13 protein-coding genes and 1 pseudogene are annotated in these 12,865 nt (G+C 64.0%); 6 read left to right on the top strand and 8 right to left on the bottom strand.

Features of this window, described 5'->3' with window-relative positions; all coding sequences use genetic code 11:
• Positions 1 to 1,034: 1,034 nt before the first annotated feature.
• The 3 genes from Q0U08_RS01015 (at position 1,035) to Q0U08_RS19830 (ending at position 3,847) form a co-directional block, all read left to right on the top strand.
• Entirely contained in the window at positions 1,035 to 1,931 is an 897-nt protein-coding gene (locus tag Q0U08_RS01015) for an intradiol ring-cleavage dioxygenase (protein ID WP_298089184.1), read from the top strand.
• A gap of 140 nt (positions 1,932 to 2,071) precedes the next feature.
• Positions 2,072 to 3,514, top strand: coding sequence for a cysteine--tRNA ligase (cysS, locus tag Q0U08_RS01010; protein ID WP_298089183.1), 1,443 nt, complete (start codon positions 2,072 to 2,074; stop codon positions 3,512 to 3,514).
• A gap of 27 nt (positions 3,515 to 3,541) precedes the next feature.
• On the top strand, positions 3,542 to 3,847 hold the full coding sequence (locus Q0U08_RS19830) for an excalibur calcium-binding domain-containing protein (RefSeq protein ID WP_367271088.1): 306 nt from the start codon (positions 3,542 to 3,544) through the stop codon (positions 3,845 to 3,847).
• 312 nt (positions 3,848 to 4,159) lie between these two features.
• On the opposite strand, the pseudogene Q0U08_RS01005 reads toward Q0U08_RS19830, so the two are convergent.
• The 3 genes and pseudogenes from Q0U08_RS01005 to Q0U08_RS00995 form a co-directional block, all read right to left on the bottom strand.
• Positions 4,160 to 4,288, bottom strand: a pseudogene (locus Q0U08_RS01005) (IS3 family transposase); the annotation flags it as partial.
• Positions 4,289 to 4,613: 325 nt separating this feature from the next.
• On the bottom strand, positions 4,614 to 4,988 hold the full coding sequence (locus Q0U08_RS01000; protein ID WP_298089182.1) for a hypothetical protein: 375 nt from the start codon (positions 4,986 to 4,988) through the stop codon (positions 4,614 to 4,616).
• Between the two features lie 468 nt (positions 4,989 to 5,456).
• Entirely contained in the window at positions 5,457 to 5,654 is a 198-nt protein-coding gene (locus Q0U08_RS00995) for a hypothetical protein (RefSeq protein ID WP_298089181.1), read from the bottom strand.
• Between the two features lie 129 nt (positions 5,655 to 5,783).
• Between Q0U08_RS00995 and Q0U08_RS00990 the strand changes: the two genes are divergently transcribed.
• Positions 5,784 to 6,155, top strand: coding sequence for a hypothetical protein (locus tag Q0U08_RS00990; RefSeq protein WP_298089179.1), 372 nt, complete (start codon positions 5,784 to 5,786; stop codon positions 6,153 to 6,155).
• 44 nt (positions 6,156 to 6,199) lie between these two features.
• Here the strand turns inward: Q0U08_RS00990 and Q0U08_RS00985 are convergent, their stop codons facing one another.
• Positions 6,200 to 6,343 carry a hypothetical protein gene (locus Q0U08_RS00985; RefSeq protein ID WP_298089178.1) on the bottom strand — a complete coding sequence of 48 codons (144 nt, stop codon included), beginning with the start codon at positions 6,341 to 6,343 and terminating at the stop codon, positions 6,200 to 6,202.
• 735 nt (positions 6,344 to 7,078) lie between these two features.
• Between Q0U08_RS00985 and Q0U08_RS00980 the strand changes: the two genes are divergently transcribed.
• Positions 7,079 to 8,080 carry a hypothetical protein gene (locus tag Q0U08_RS00980; protein ID WP_298089177.1) on the top strand — a complete coding sequence of 334 codons (1,002 nt, stop codon included), beginning with the start codon at positions 7,079 to 7,081 and terminating at the stop codon, positions 8,078 to 8,080.
• Positions 8,081 to 8,107: 27 nt separating this feature from the next.
• Here the strand turns inward: Q0U08_RS00980 and Q0U08_RS00975 are convergent, their stop codons facing one another.
• From Q0U08_RS00975 to Q0U08_RS00965, 3 genes are all read right to left on the bottom strand, one after another.
• A complete protein-coding gene (locus tag Q0U08_RS00975) occupies positions 8,108 to 8,737 on the bottom strand; it encodes a DUF4160 domain-containing protein (RefSeq protein WP_298089175.1) in 630 nt (209 codons plus the stop codon).
• Positions 8,738 to 9,268: 531 nt separating this feature from the next.
• A complete protein-coding gene (locus Q0U08_RS00970; protein ID WP_298089174.1) occupies positions 9,269 to 9,478 on the bottom strand; it encodes a hypothetical protein in 210 nt (69 codons plus the stop codon).
• Between the two features lie 203 nt (positions 9,479 to 9,681).
• A complete protein-coding gene (locus tag Q0U08_RS00965; RefSeq protein WP_298089173.1) occupies positions 9,682 to 10,485 on the bottom strand; it encodes a hypothetical protein in 804 nt (267 codons plus the stop codon).
• Positions 10,486 to 10,621: 136 nt separating this feature from the next.
• Between Q0U08_RS00965 and Q0U08_RS00960 the strand changes: the two genes are divergently transcribed.
• The gene (locus tag Q0U08_RS00960) at positions 10,622 to 11,998 is read left to right on the top strand and encodes a hypothetical protein (protein WP_298089172.1); all 1,377 of its coding nucleotides are present in this window, start codon (positions 10,622 to 10,624) and stop codon (positions 11,996 to 11,998) included.
• Between the two features lie 71 nt (positions 11,999 to 12,069).
• On the opposite strand, the gene Q0U08_RS00955 is transcribed toward Q0U08_RS00960, so the two are convergent.
• Positions 12,070 to 12,837, bottom strand: a complete 768-nt coding sequence (locus tag Q0U08_RS00955; protein WP_298089171.1) for a hypothetical protein — start codon at positions 12,835 to 12,837, stop codon at positions 12,070 to 12,072.
• Positions 12,838 to 12,865: the final 28 nt, after the last annotated feature.

Here is a 12,865-nt window from a genome sequence, read left to right as displayed (position 1 = left end):
GATCTACACAAGGAGTATCGTCGGCAGCGTCAGATGTGTATAAGAGACAGCTACAGCGTGTTCACGCCCTGGCACGCCGCCGTCCTGTCCGGCATGCTCGCGGCCATCCTGCTCCTCTCCATCCCCGCCTGGATGCTGTCACGCGCGATCTCCCGTCCCCTCGGCCAGCTTGCCGCCGCCGCCGACCACGCCCGCGCCGGCGCCGATCTGCCCCCCCTGCCCGACAGCCGCTCGCGCGAGGTCCGCCGCCTGTCCGCCGCAGTGCGCGCGATGCACGCGCGGCTGGCCGGCCATGCCGAACAGCGCACCGTGATGCTGGCCGCGATCGCGCACGACCTCGGCACGCCGCTGTCCCGCCTCGCCTTCTGGATCGAGCAACTGCCGGAGACCGCGCACGCCCGCGCCAGCGCTGATATCGACGAGATGCGCGCGATGATCGGCGCCGCGCTGCGCTTCGCCCGTGACGAGACGGTCGCGCCGGTGCGCACCCGCATCGATCTCGGTGCGCTGCTCGATTCCTTGGTTGAGGACATGGCACAGGCCGGCGAGCCGGTGACGCTGGTCGCCAGCCCCCGCGCCATCGTTCGCGGCGATTCGGTGGCGCTGCGCCGGCTGTTCACCAATCTGGTTGCCAACGCGGTGCGCTACGGCGGATCCGCGATCGTCGGTTGGTCCGTTGACGATGACACGGTGACCGTCACCGTCGATGACGAAGGCCCCGGTGTCGATCCGGCCCAGGTGCCACGCCTGTTCGAACCTTTCGTCCGCGGCGATCCGTCGCGCAACCGCGCCACCGGCGGCACCGGGCTCGGCCTGGCCATCGTCCGCGCGATCACCGAACGCCATGGCGGCGAGGCGACGCTCGCCAACCGCCCTGGCGGCATTGGTGCGCGTGCCAGCGTGACGCTGCCCCTGTCGCGCTGACATTCCTCTTCCGTCACAATATTTCAGTGCGCTGAAACACGCCGGCGACATCCGGCCGCCACCCTGCCGAACGACGAAACGACACGCGGCGGCGAGCCAGGAGGATGCACATGCGACACGATCACGAACCGGAAGACCATGATCTGGGTCTCGCCCATGATCTGAAGGTAATGGGCGCGATGATGGCCCGCCGCCGCGCGCTGAAATGGTTCGCCGGCGTCGGCACCGCCGCCGTCGTCGCCGGTTGCGGCGGCAACGAGGACGACGCGGTCGCCCTAACCAGCGGCACCACCGCCACGCCCACACCCACCGCGACCGCCACCACGACACCCACCACGACGACGTCGGCCGCCTGCGTCGCCGACCCGACGGAGACGAACGGCCCCTATCCCGCCGACGGCACCAACACTTCCAGCGGCGCCACCTCCAACGCGCTCACCACCAGCGGCATCGTCCGCTCCGACATCCGCGCCAGCTTCATCAGCAGTTCCACCGTCGCCACCGGCGTGCAACTCACCCTCACCCTCAAGGTCGTCAACGTCAACGCCACCTGCGCCGCCCTGTCGGGCTACGCCGTCTACATCTGGATGTGCGACCGCAGCGGCAAATACTCGCTCTACACCGCCGCCACCGAAAGCTATCTGCGCGGCGTGCAGGTAACCGACGCGAATGGCGAAGTGACGTTCACGATGATCGTCCCCGGCTGCTACGATGGCCGCTGGCCCCATATCCATTTCGAGGTCTTCTCCAGCCTGACCGCGGCGACCAGCGGCCGTTATGCCGTGCTCGTCTCGCAACTGGCCCTGCCCAGCGCGGTCTGCACCGCCGTCTATGCCGACACCACCACCTATCCCGGCAGCGCGACCAACTTCGCGCGCGTCAGCCTGTCGTCCGACAACGTCTTCGGCGACAACACCGCCGCCCAGATCGCGCAACAGACCCCGACGCTGACCGGCAGCACCACGGCCGGTTACACCGGCTCGGCGGTCATCGGCATCGCGCGCTGAGGATTTCGAGATCGGCAGGAACTTCCGGTCCTGCCGTACCAGGGCACGGCGCCTCCCCTGTCGCCGTGCCACCCCGGCCGATCCCTCCCGGTCGGCCGGGGCCTCTTTCGGGCCGGCGCCCACCCGGCTAAGGCAGCGCCATGACGACGCCGCTCACCCTCTATAACAGCCTGACGCGCAATCCCGAGCCGTTCCAGCCGCTCGATCCCGCCAAGATCCGCGTCTACTCGTGCGGTCCCACCGTCTACAACTATGCGCATATCGGCAATTTGCGCGCCTATGTCTTTACCGACACGCTCTCGCGCACGCTGACCTGGAAGGCGCCGGCGATGGGCTGGGGCACGCTCACCCATATCATCAACATCACCGATGTCGGCCACCTGACCTCGGACGCCGATGCCGGCGACGACAAGATGGAGGCTGCCGCCAGGAAGAGCGGGCAGGACATCTGGGCGATCGCCGCGCACTACACCGCCGCGTTCAAGCAGAACCTCGCCGATCTCGGCATCCGCGAGCCCACCCGCTTCCCGCTCGCCACCGATCACGTCCAGGCGATGATCGATTTCGCCGTCGCGATCGAGGCGAAGCATTGCTACCGCCTGCCCGACGGCCTGTATTTCGATACCGCCACCGTGCCCGATTATGGCCGCCTAGCCCGGCACAAGGATGACGAGGGCGAAAGCCGGATCGATCCGGTCGAGGGCAAGCGCCACCCGGCCGACTTCGCGATCTGGCGCACCTCCACACCGGGCGAGAACCGGCAGATGGAATGGGACAGCCCCTGGGGTCGCGGCGCGCCGGGCTGGCATCTGGAATGCTCGGTGATGAGCCAGATGTATCTGGGCGAACGCTTCGACATTCATACCGGCGGGATCGACCACCGCGAAATTCACCATCCCAACGAGATCGCGCAAAATCAGGCACATAGCTGCTCAGCCGACACCGGCGCGACGATCTGGATGCACAACAACTTCCTGGTCGAACGCTCGGGCAAGATGTCCAAGTCGTCGGGCGAGTTCCTGACGCTGCAGTCGCTGGTCGATCGCGGCTTCCACCCGCTCGCCTACCGGCTGATGTGCCTCCAAGCGCAATACCGCTCGGAGATGGAGTTCAGCTGGGACAATCTGGCCGCCGCCCAGACCCGGTTGAAGCGCCTCGTACAGTCGGTCGAGGCGCTACGCGCGCGGAGCGACGCGCCCGACAAGGGCGATGCCGCGGAGTATCGGCGTCGGCTGGATGCAGCCCTGTCCGACGATCTCGCCACGCCGCGCGCTCTGCCGGTGCTGGACGAGCTTCTTGCCGACAAGCGCATCGCACCCGCCCGCCGCCTTGCGGCGCTGGAGGATTTCGATGCGGTGCTGGGCCTGCAACTCACCACGCTCAGCCGCGCCGCGTTGCGGGTCCGTCCGGCCGTGGCAACACTCACCGACGAGGAGATCGAGAACCGTCTCACCGCCCGCCGCGAAGCCCGCGCGGCCAAGGATTTCCCCCGGTCGGATGCGATTCGCGCCGAACTGACCGCGGCCGGCGTGGAGGTGATGGACGGAGATCCGCTCGGCTGGGACTGGCGCCCGACGCTCTGACGCGCGTCAGCGCTTTCTGCGGAAGCGGTGAAGTGGTGCCCACAGAGGCAAAGATGGGCAGTCAGTTCCTTGGCGAATTTGGCTCTTACGGCGCTGATTGAAGCAAGGAGCGTCCTGTCGGCCTTTACGGCAAGGTTGCACGCCTTTCCCAAAAACAATGCAGGTACAGCCGAAAGCGGAACCCCATCGCGTGAAGCGTCCGGCGAACCACGATCTCTCGTTTGGTGTTCTGGCAGAAATTTTAGCCATCATGAGCCAGGATATAGCTGGCGCATGGATGGCGACGGGAATGTGGTCGCCTGCGAGAACTACTGGTTCGTAGCTCTAATCTGAATGGCCGGTCTGGGTGGCGGCCCAACGGCTTTCGGGTTCAAGCCGGCGATCGCTGTCGTCCCGAAAACGATCGCAGATTGTGCGGAAACGCCGCGGTTGATTCCGCAGGAACGGACCTTGGTGTCCGAGAACATGGCGAATGCCCCCGCGCCGACCGGAGTTGACCGGCATAATGTCGCGGCCATGGAATTCGGTGCGTTGATCGCCGCGCCGGTCCGCCGCGGCCTTGGCCATCCGATCTGGCGTATCGTCGCGGTCATGACGCGCCCACGGCGCTGGACCGCCAGCGAGGTCGCGCTGGAAGAAACTGCCGACGAGCACGTTGTCGCGCCAGCAGCCCTTCCCGTCGATACTGATGGCGATCGTCTCGCGCAGGAGGACGGCGGTGAACGCGGTGCTGGTGAACTGCGAGTCCCGATGGCTGTTGACGATCGCGGGCTGGGCCCTCGGCTTGGGGCGGCTTCGCGGTCAGCCAGTCTGCCACTCTTGCCCGATTGCACATGCCTCACCTGCAAAAGGATAACGGCAGCTATTACCGGTGCGACGGCAGTTAGGCTGCGTGCGGCCGTTCGGCCCGTTTCGGGAATGCAGCGGATGGATGGACGCTTGTCAGAGTAGCGTGGGATTTCTAACTCGACGTGATGGTAAATACTGGTACTGACCTGCGCGGCCTTTTGGAGCATGCCTTGAAGTTGGCTGATGCGACTGACCCTCTGGTGGCCGCATATATTGCACAAGCATTGGCCTGCCTTGACCGAGATACGGATCAATCCAGCTCGCGTTGACGCCGATATAGCTCTGTTATCGCGCGCGTCATAATTCTGTGACCGTTTTCCGTCAGGGCCAGCACGCCTGAGCGTTGTTCAAGCATATTCATGTCGATCAAGGCTGCCACCCAGCGTCGCGTGACGCCTTCGCTCCTGGAGCTTGCGGGCTCCAGATCGGTGATGCTCGGATACAGCGCACCATCTTCAGCAACATAGACAGCCAACAGGATGTCCACTGCGGGCGTTCCCGCCAAGCCTTCGGGTAGATAGTCCGCAATGACCTGAAGGCTTGATAACATCCGCAGGGCGATCTTCGCGGTCGTGGCGGGCTTTAGAATGCGCTGAGCGTCGGCCCCGTCTAGCAACTTCGACATAGGTCAGATTCAGTCCCCCTGACCCCGTTGATATACATAGGTTAATTTGAATCCCTTAATCTTGATCAATGCCCGGTTGCACCATGCCTGCCTGTGCGCCCCTGCGCGTGACAGATGTGCTTTTACGATGAACGATCCGCGGATCGTTGGTATGGCCGGGCGACGCGTTTCCACATGCCTCCGAACTCCACGGATCGCTCGCAACCTCGTTGATGACGCACGTCATTGCGGCTGTCGTAGGTTGCGAAGTTCCTGGCAAGCCATGCCCGCGAACTTATCGAGCAACGGGATCAGAATGGACAGGTCGTCGGCAGATAGCCGGCCTTCTTTATTGATCACCTCACCGACATTCCAGATCGCCCTGAATGCTTTGAGGTGGTGAAGGGCTGTGATGACCCGATCGACTGCTTGCGTCTCATCTATCAGCAGGAGGATAGGGCCTGCCAGCCGGCAGCGCTACAAGCTGGCTCAGTCTTCATCCCTATACGTTAACCGCGGAATACCTCGCCACCGGCGGTATAATGCACCTGCCAAGCCGCCGCGCTTCCGGTAGTCTGACTGCCATGCGCGTTGCTGTCGTTGACGCATCGCGTCGATGACCACGATCCCCACACAGGCCAGCACCCCCACGATCGCTGAAACCGCGATAAGCATCATCATCGTCATCAGCAGCACCCAAGATGCGTCGAAGCAGGCCAAACGGGGTCGCATTCTCGATGGGACAAAGGATCGGCCTCGCTGTTGTCGGGCTCCGCATTTCGGCGCCCTGACAGCAAGTTAACCATAAGATGAGGCATGTGGAAGTCGGGTTGCGCAGCGGTCGGATCGACGGGTTGCCGCCGCGGCAAGGCCCGGCATGTGCCAATTCGCGGTCTTGCGAGCGTTCCGGAACGGCATACGTTCCCATCCATGGCCAACTTCGATGACACCTTCGATCCCGAACTCGGGGCAGCTTGCAACCGCTTGGCGGCGTTTGTCGAACCCCTGCCAGAGGGTGCGGTGATCGATGCTACCTCGCGTCTTACCGAACGCGACCTCGCGCTGATCCTGCGCCGCCTGTACGACACGCGTCATACCGAGCAGGTCGGTGGCGCACCTGATGAGGGGGCAACTCGTCGCGTTGGTCGTGCGTCGATCCCGATCACGGCAGGCCGACCGGCCACGTAACCGGCACCGACGCGGCGGCCTGGTCACTTATCGCTCATAGCCTATCAGGCGAACGGATTGGCTACGGTGTCTGCCTGAGCGTCAGGCAATCGCTCGACCTTATCCGGCAGATCGCCGCCCTCAACTTCATGGCGGAGCGCATCGGCCAATGCTGGTGGGAACTGGCACCGGAACGAGCGCTCGATCATCGCTCCTTCGCGCTACGTGCCAAACTCCTGTAACCGCCATCGTTCGCGCTTGAACGCCAGTGACAAGCACGTGTTGAGGGAACGGAAAGTGGCACAACGCCAACCAGCCCAATCAAAAACGGTAGAACTTCAACGCTTTGACTGGCTTGTGATGGTGCACCCAATCGGACGAAACTGGGCACTCAGATTGCTGGGAAATTAAGGTTCCACGGCACTGATCCGCCATGCGATGTTTGCCTGGGTTGGTGAACGACGCCTTTTGAGCCGTCCCGATTGCGGCATCCGGACGAAAATTTCGCGGCTTCTTGAAACTTGCCACATAGGACCGCGTAGGAAGCGATCAGAGCCATTTGAAGCGACTGGCGTTGGGACTAAGCCGTCGTTCATGAGCACTGCCGTGAAGGTCGGGTATCCGCTGAACCTGACGTTTGCGGCCGCGGGAATATAATTGGGGGCCGACCGCGGCTGGGCCGGAAGCGGACTGTCCGTTCGCGATTTCTAAGTTCGCATAGCGTACGAACCAGTGTCTGCTCTGCCGAGACCAGCTTTTCAGGAACGTTTCGGACGAGGAACGCGCGTTAAGCACATAACACCTGCATATGGCGAGACGACTGCAGCGAGCCTAAAGTCGCCGATGGACATCACCACCCGGTAATCGACGTAAGATAAAAAGCGATAGCTCTCTGAGTCAGGCCCAGACTGCCGCATTGCCCTCCTGATTGACGCGGACAACCGATGACCGAAAACCCCGAACCCGAGCCGACCGACGTCGCCGCACGCTACCGAGCGCTGACCAATGGGACACGGCAATGGTTGAGCTACCACTTCGCCGAGGGACGGATCACCACGTTCGGACGGCAGCTCCAGCGAGCGCTCGCCGCCTGTGACGCGAAACTGCCCGGCACGGGCGAGCGCTTCGTGCGCGAATTCGCTGCTATCCGTTATGTCCCCACGCGCGACGATCCCGATAAGTGGCGGAAGGGCTACGAGCAACTCGTGCAGAAGCTGGCCGAGATCCTCGTGACCCGCGTGCTCCTCGACGCCGACTGGCCGGCCGGGACGACCTTCCAGATCGAGCCGGCCAATCCCGTGACCGGGGGCAGGCCCGACCTCGTAGTCGACACGCCGAACCGGCAGTGGCTGTTCGAGGTCAAGTGTCCGTCGTCCATCGAACATCAGGAGCGACGAGCCGAACGTGGCCACCAGATCCCCGTCCGCGGGCCGATCGGCGCCGTGCCCGGCATCCGCGCCGATGCCACGCTGCCGCGCGACAACACGCTGAAGGACTTTCTTGCGAGCGCCGACACTAAGTTCTGCGACTTCTCGGCACAGACGCGCACCGGCATTCTGGTCGTGCTTTGGGATGGTTACATCTTCGAGGCGACGTCGGCACTCAGCCATGAAGACGCGGGCCTGCTTACGCCCAATTCCTGGCTGCACGACGCTAACGGCCGCGTGGCGTTCGACGCGGTCGACGGCGTCGTCGTTCTTAATCACCTCGAGATCCTGAAGCTGGCCCCACAGGAGCAGCCCATCCGTCGCGACGATCCCTTCACGATCGGTGGCGAGGGGCAGCCCCCGAACGTCTGGTGTCCTAACCTCGGCCGGGGCAACCTCGACCCGCTCGTTGCGGTGATCTTCGACGCGGCTCCCATCGGCGACTTGGTTGCCGCGGACTACACGCCGAAGGATTACGTGATGTGGCTGAATCTGGACCGCGACCGCGACCGCGGGTGAGCGAAGTCAGAGCGGTCCGTTGACGGGTTAGCCCTTGGCTTCGCAAGCGGCCTTCGCCCTGTGGGCCTTCGAATTTTCCAGCTTCTGATCGTCGGGACGCGTCTCGTCCCACTCCTTCATGAGCTCGACGCGGTGCTTCTTCACCGCCTTCAACACGTCGCGGATCCCGACGGCTTTCATGTTGCCCGCGATCACCTTCGGCTTCTCAGAGATCGTCACGTTAACCTTCTCATCGCCGATGATGACGGTGACGTGCGGGTTGCCCGGATGCTTTGATTCGTTAGGGAACACGAACATCGGGTAGCCGGTCTTCACGCCGATGATGCGCTTCTCCACCAGCAACCCGTCAGGCGGAAGACGGGGCCCTCCGACCGCACGGTAGGTCTCGCCTAATGCCACCTGGAGTTCGTCTGAGAGCAGGCGCTCGTCGTGCCGGTAGGGTGCACCCACATTTGAACGCTCGAGCGCGTCCTGCAGCAGCTGTTCAACTACGGCTGCGTGTGCGCCTTCCTCAACCATCGTTGCGGCCGCCATCCGCGCCGCTGCGCGCTCGGCATCGCGAAGATCCATTCCAGTGTTCACCAAGGGCGCGGCGGCCTTGCCGATCCGCGAGGCGAAGTCGAGTTGCTCCGGGGTGTAGGTGGGCAGTTCTTCCATGGCCGCTATCTACATGGCGCCCGAAGCGACGACCAGTCGCGGGGCCGCTGTTGGGCCGTTTGTGTAAGCTGAGCGGCGACGGCCCTAAGCCACACGACCGATGTCCGCTTGCGGGCCGAAAAGAAAAGGCGCCAAACGACCAGGATGGGGGCGCCTTCCTGACGGTCCGGGTCGGGCGTTCTATCGGCAGCTTCTGTCATGAGCAGACGCTCGCATTGGTTGATCTGAACGACTGGCTCTGGACGCCTGCAGCCGGGCGGTCGTGGGACTTTGCTGCCTTTCGCCTGCGGCGTGTCGAACGGCGCCTCTTGTCAGAAGCCGACGTTCGACGCTCGCCCGACCGGCGTCTGGGAACGTCAGAAGCTGGGCCGATTGCGGACTGGCGGTTTGCAGCGTCAGCTCGGCCAAAAGCTGGCATGACCTAGCTGGCGCCTAGCCAGCATGCCCTCAGCGTCGGCAACCGCAGCTACGTGGCCCAACTTCTATCGCGTCGGCCGCGAGATATGGTGAAGCACGGCATAGGACCGGATGCTAGGTACAGATGAGCGGCATAGCGGTGAGGACTATTCCGACGATTGCGAGAGTGATCCCGATCACCGCGATCCAGGCGGGGATGGATACGGCGGGATCGGGCGAGCGCACATACCAGCGAAGCAAGCCCCAGAGCCCGACCTTGCGCAGCAAGAAATCGAGTTCACCGCCCTTGGCGACGCCGAGGCGCTCGCGGATGTCGTAGGGCATGAAAATCGCGTCGTCGCGGTCATGGCCGAGAACAGGACATCCAGCCCCTGTCCATTGGCATTGTTGGTGAGCCGGGCGACGCCATAGCGTTCGACCCCGGCGCGATGGCGGATGTTGGGGCGAACCAGCCAGTGGCTGGCATCGCTCGCCTGCGGTCCCTCGACACGAAGTTTGGGCATTCTCATTCGCCCAATCCATAACTCTCAGCGATGATAGGATTCCAGGAGCTTACACTCGTCGATCATCGTCGTGTCCGTGACCCAGTCGGGCGGAATACCCTCATAGAAGATCAGTCCGGAATCCACATGCTGCGTTCCCGGATCGAGAGCGGGATCGTGCAGCCAATTGGCCCAGAACTGCAGGACGTGACGGACAAGGCCCGGCATTTCGCCGTCGCGGAGCCGTCGCTCGGCGACATCGAGCGCCCGGTGTCCAGGCACTTCGGTGGTGAACAGCACAGGCGAGCGCCCCTTCTGCAACAGCGATCTCGCACCCTTCCCGAGCAGTTCGACCGCGATGACCTGGTCGAATTCCGATCCCTCGACGAGATAGTGATTGAAGGCGGTGAGCAATGCGCCGCGGGAGAGCGTCAAATGGGCCTGCCCTTCCCGCCGCCCGAACCGGCCGTCGCCAAAGTCGCGGATCGCGGCATCGAGCCCGGCGCTGGCTTGCGCCCAATCCGGATGGCGCGAGAGTAGCTCCGCGAGCCTGCCTTTGCGCGTCGCCGGATCGAGCGCCTTCAGACCAGAGGTCCGGACGGAGACGATCTCATCCGGCGAGAGCCGCGAACCATGATAAGCGACGATCGTCTGACCGCGCAGCCATTCGCGCGTTGCGTCGATGAGATCGCTGCGCTCGACTTCGTCAAGAATGATGTCGAACGCATCCTCGAGCCATTCGATCGGTCCTGCTGCGACGCGCTCGCGCAGCCGGACCGGCACCAGCGCATTGAGGGCGGCGGACAGCCGCGGTGCCCATTCGCCGATCGTGTCGAAATCGAACTTCATCCGCTTCATCATCCCGGTGGAGCAGCGCGATATCGGCACACCGCATCGCCATCGATATATCGGAGGAACGATCCAAAGATGAAGACACGGTCCGTTCCTAATTGCAGGCTCGTCGGTATTGGTGCCACATTTACCCATGGACTCAAGGCTCGACACCAGTGGCTATGATCGGGTCATCGCGCTCGACACGCAGATGATCTTCGAAGCGCGTCCACTGACCCAACTCGACTGGTCGACGATCTCCAAGGGGCCGATCCTGCTCCTGGTGCTTCCCCAAGTAAGCGCCGAGGCAGATGGGCGCAAACGCGATGGTCGGCTCGGGCAGCGCGCGCGCGATCTCAATCGACTTCTCGAGCCTTCGATTGAAAGCGGTGACGCGGCAATGCTGGCGGGAGAGCCGGTCCGGATCGACATCGCCTATGTCCCGGCGGGACGCATCGACTGGGATCGTCTCGAGGACCTGGAGCGCGACAATGGCGACGACCGGATCGTGGCGCAGGCGATGCACGCGCTGGTGGACGATCCGGCCCGGGTTGAGGTGATGAGCTTCGACAGCCGGCCGAGAGCAGCGGCGCGCCGGCACGGCATCAAGGCGATCAAGCCCGACGAGAGCTGGCTGCTCGCCCCCGAGCCATCGCCGACCGATCGGCGGGTCGCCGAGCTCGAACAGCGCGTGCGGCTGCTGCAGGCGAGCGAGCCCCAGCTGCGCGTCGCGATCCGCATGCTGCATGAGCCGCCACTTGTCCGCTTTCGCCTCCCGCCGGTTCCCGCCGAGTCCATCGATCTTGTGACGCGGATGATCCTCGCCAATCACCCGCGCGAATATACCGGCGGGTTCATGGCGCATGGGCTGCACACCAACAGCCACTATGACGAGGACTATGACGACTATGCCGCAGCGATCGGCGCGGTCGACGTGCCCAACATCCATCTCGGAGTCGCTCGTCAGTTCTCGCAATATGGGTTCGAGGTCACCATCGAGAATGTCGGCGTGCTGGCCGCCGAGCATGTCACCGTCGAGCTGCGCTCGGGGAATGCCGTGCTGCATGATGGGCCATACGTCGTCGATGTCTTCGGTCCGCCGCCGCCGTCCACGAAGAGCGACTTTCTGACCAATATCCCGCGCCTGTCGCACAATTTGGCGCGGACCGACCGCACGAGCTTCGGCGTCGAAGAATCCGAGGATCCCGATGTTCAGGTGGAATATCGTTGCCAGGATTTCCGGCATGGGCGGGTGCAGACGCTGACCGCGGTGATCGAGCCGGTCGAGCGCACCGGCGAGGCCGCGCACATCGAGGTCCGGGTAACCGCGAGCAATATGCGCGGCGACGTCGTCGAGCGGCTTATCGTTGCGGTGATCGGTCGCGAGCGGCCGCTCGGCGAGCTGATCGATCTCGACAATCTGCAATTCCGCGAAGCGCCGCCAATCCGGGAATTGCTGCTGCCGCTGCTGCAGGGCGACGACAGCGACCAGATCAGGCGGTTCCGCAACGATGGAAGCCGGCGAGAATAGCGCGCGACCGATCTGCATCGGCGCCGGGAAGGAGAAAGACCGCCGGTTGAAGCGACCACGTGGCCGAATCGTTACTGCCCGTAGGTGAGGCGCCGTAGAAAGGCACGCGCGCTGACGAGCACCAGGTGGAGCCGGAAGGTCGAATGATCCTCGTCGGACAGCCCCGGGTGCGAGCCGTCGGTGTGCAGCATCTTGAACAGGCCGTTGATAAAGTTCTTGCCGTCCTGGGTCCATTCATTGCGGTCGGTCGCGAGAAACCTCTTGCCGGCGAGCATCGCGCGCCGACTCTCGGATGTCGCGCAGCCGGACGCCGTGGCATGATCGACCGCGAACGCGATTGCGTCGAATAGGCTTTCAAAGAAGGTCCGCAACTGCGCATTGGCGGCGGCCCAGTCCCCGCGGGTGTGCGCCTCAATCGCCTGGTCGAGATGCCCCGCCGATATCTGGAAACCGAGCTGGCGAAGCAGGCCGCGCACCTCGTCGTCCGTCTCGGGCAGCGCGATCTTCTCGGGAAGTGCTGCCCGCAGCCGGATCGCATGCGTGTCCTCGTCTTCTTCAAGGACGTAGCCGTCGCGGGCGAGGCCGCGCAGCAAGGCGGTCTGCTGCGGCCAGGTGAAGTGCGGGCGGACAAGCGCGACGGCTTCGCGGACGAGCGCCTCGGCGAGCGTCGCGCTGCCGTCGAGCGTATGCACGACATGATCGGGCCGGGCGAGCACGGCGCGGGCAACCATACCGAGCTTCTTGGGGACGCTGAGGCCCGTCCCATCGGGGATTTCGCCCTCGAGCGCCAGACGCAGGATCATCGTGTCGAAGCTCGCCTGCGTGTGGCGCTCGAGCATTTCGGCGGCGGCAATGATGGTCGGTCTC

The sequence above is a fragment of the uncultured Sphingomonas sp. genome (assembly GCF_946477935.1).
Classification (GTDB): Bacteria; Pseudomonadota; Alphaproteobacteria; order Sphingomonadales; family Sphingomonadaceae; genus Sphingomonas.
This window is presented reverse-complemented; position numbering and strand designations above follow the sequence as displayed.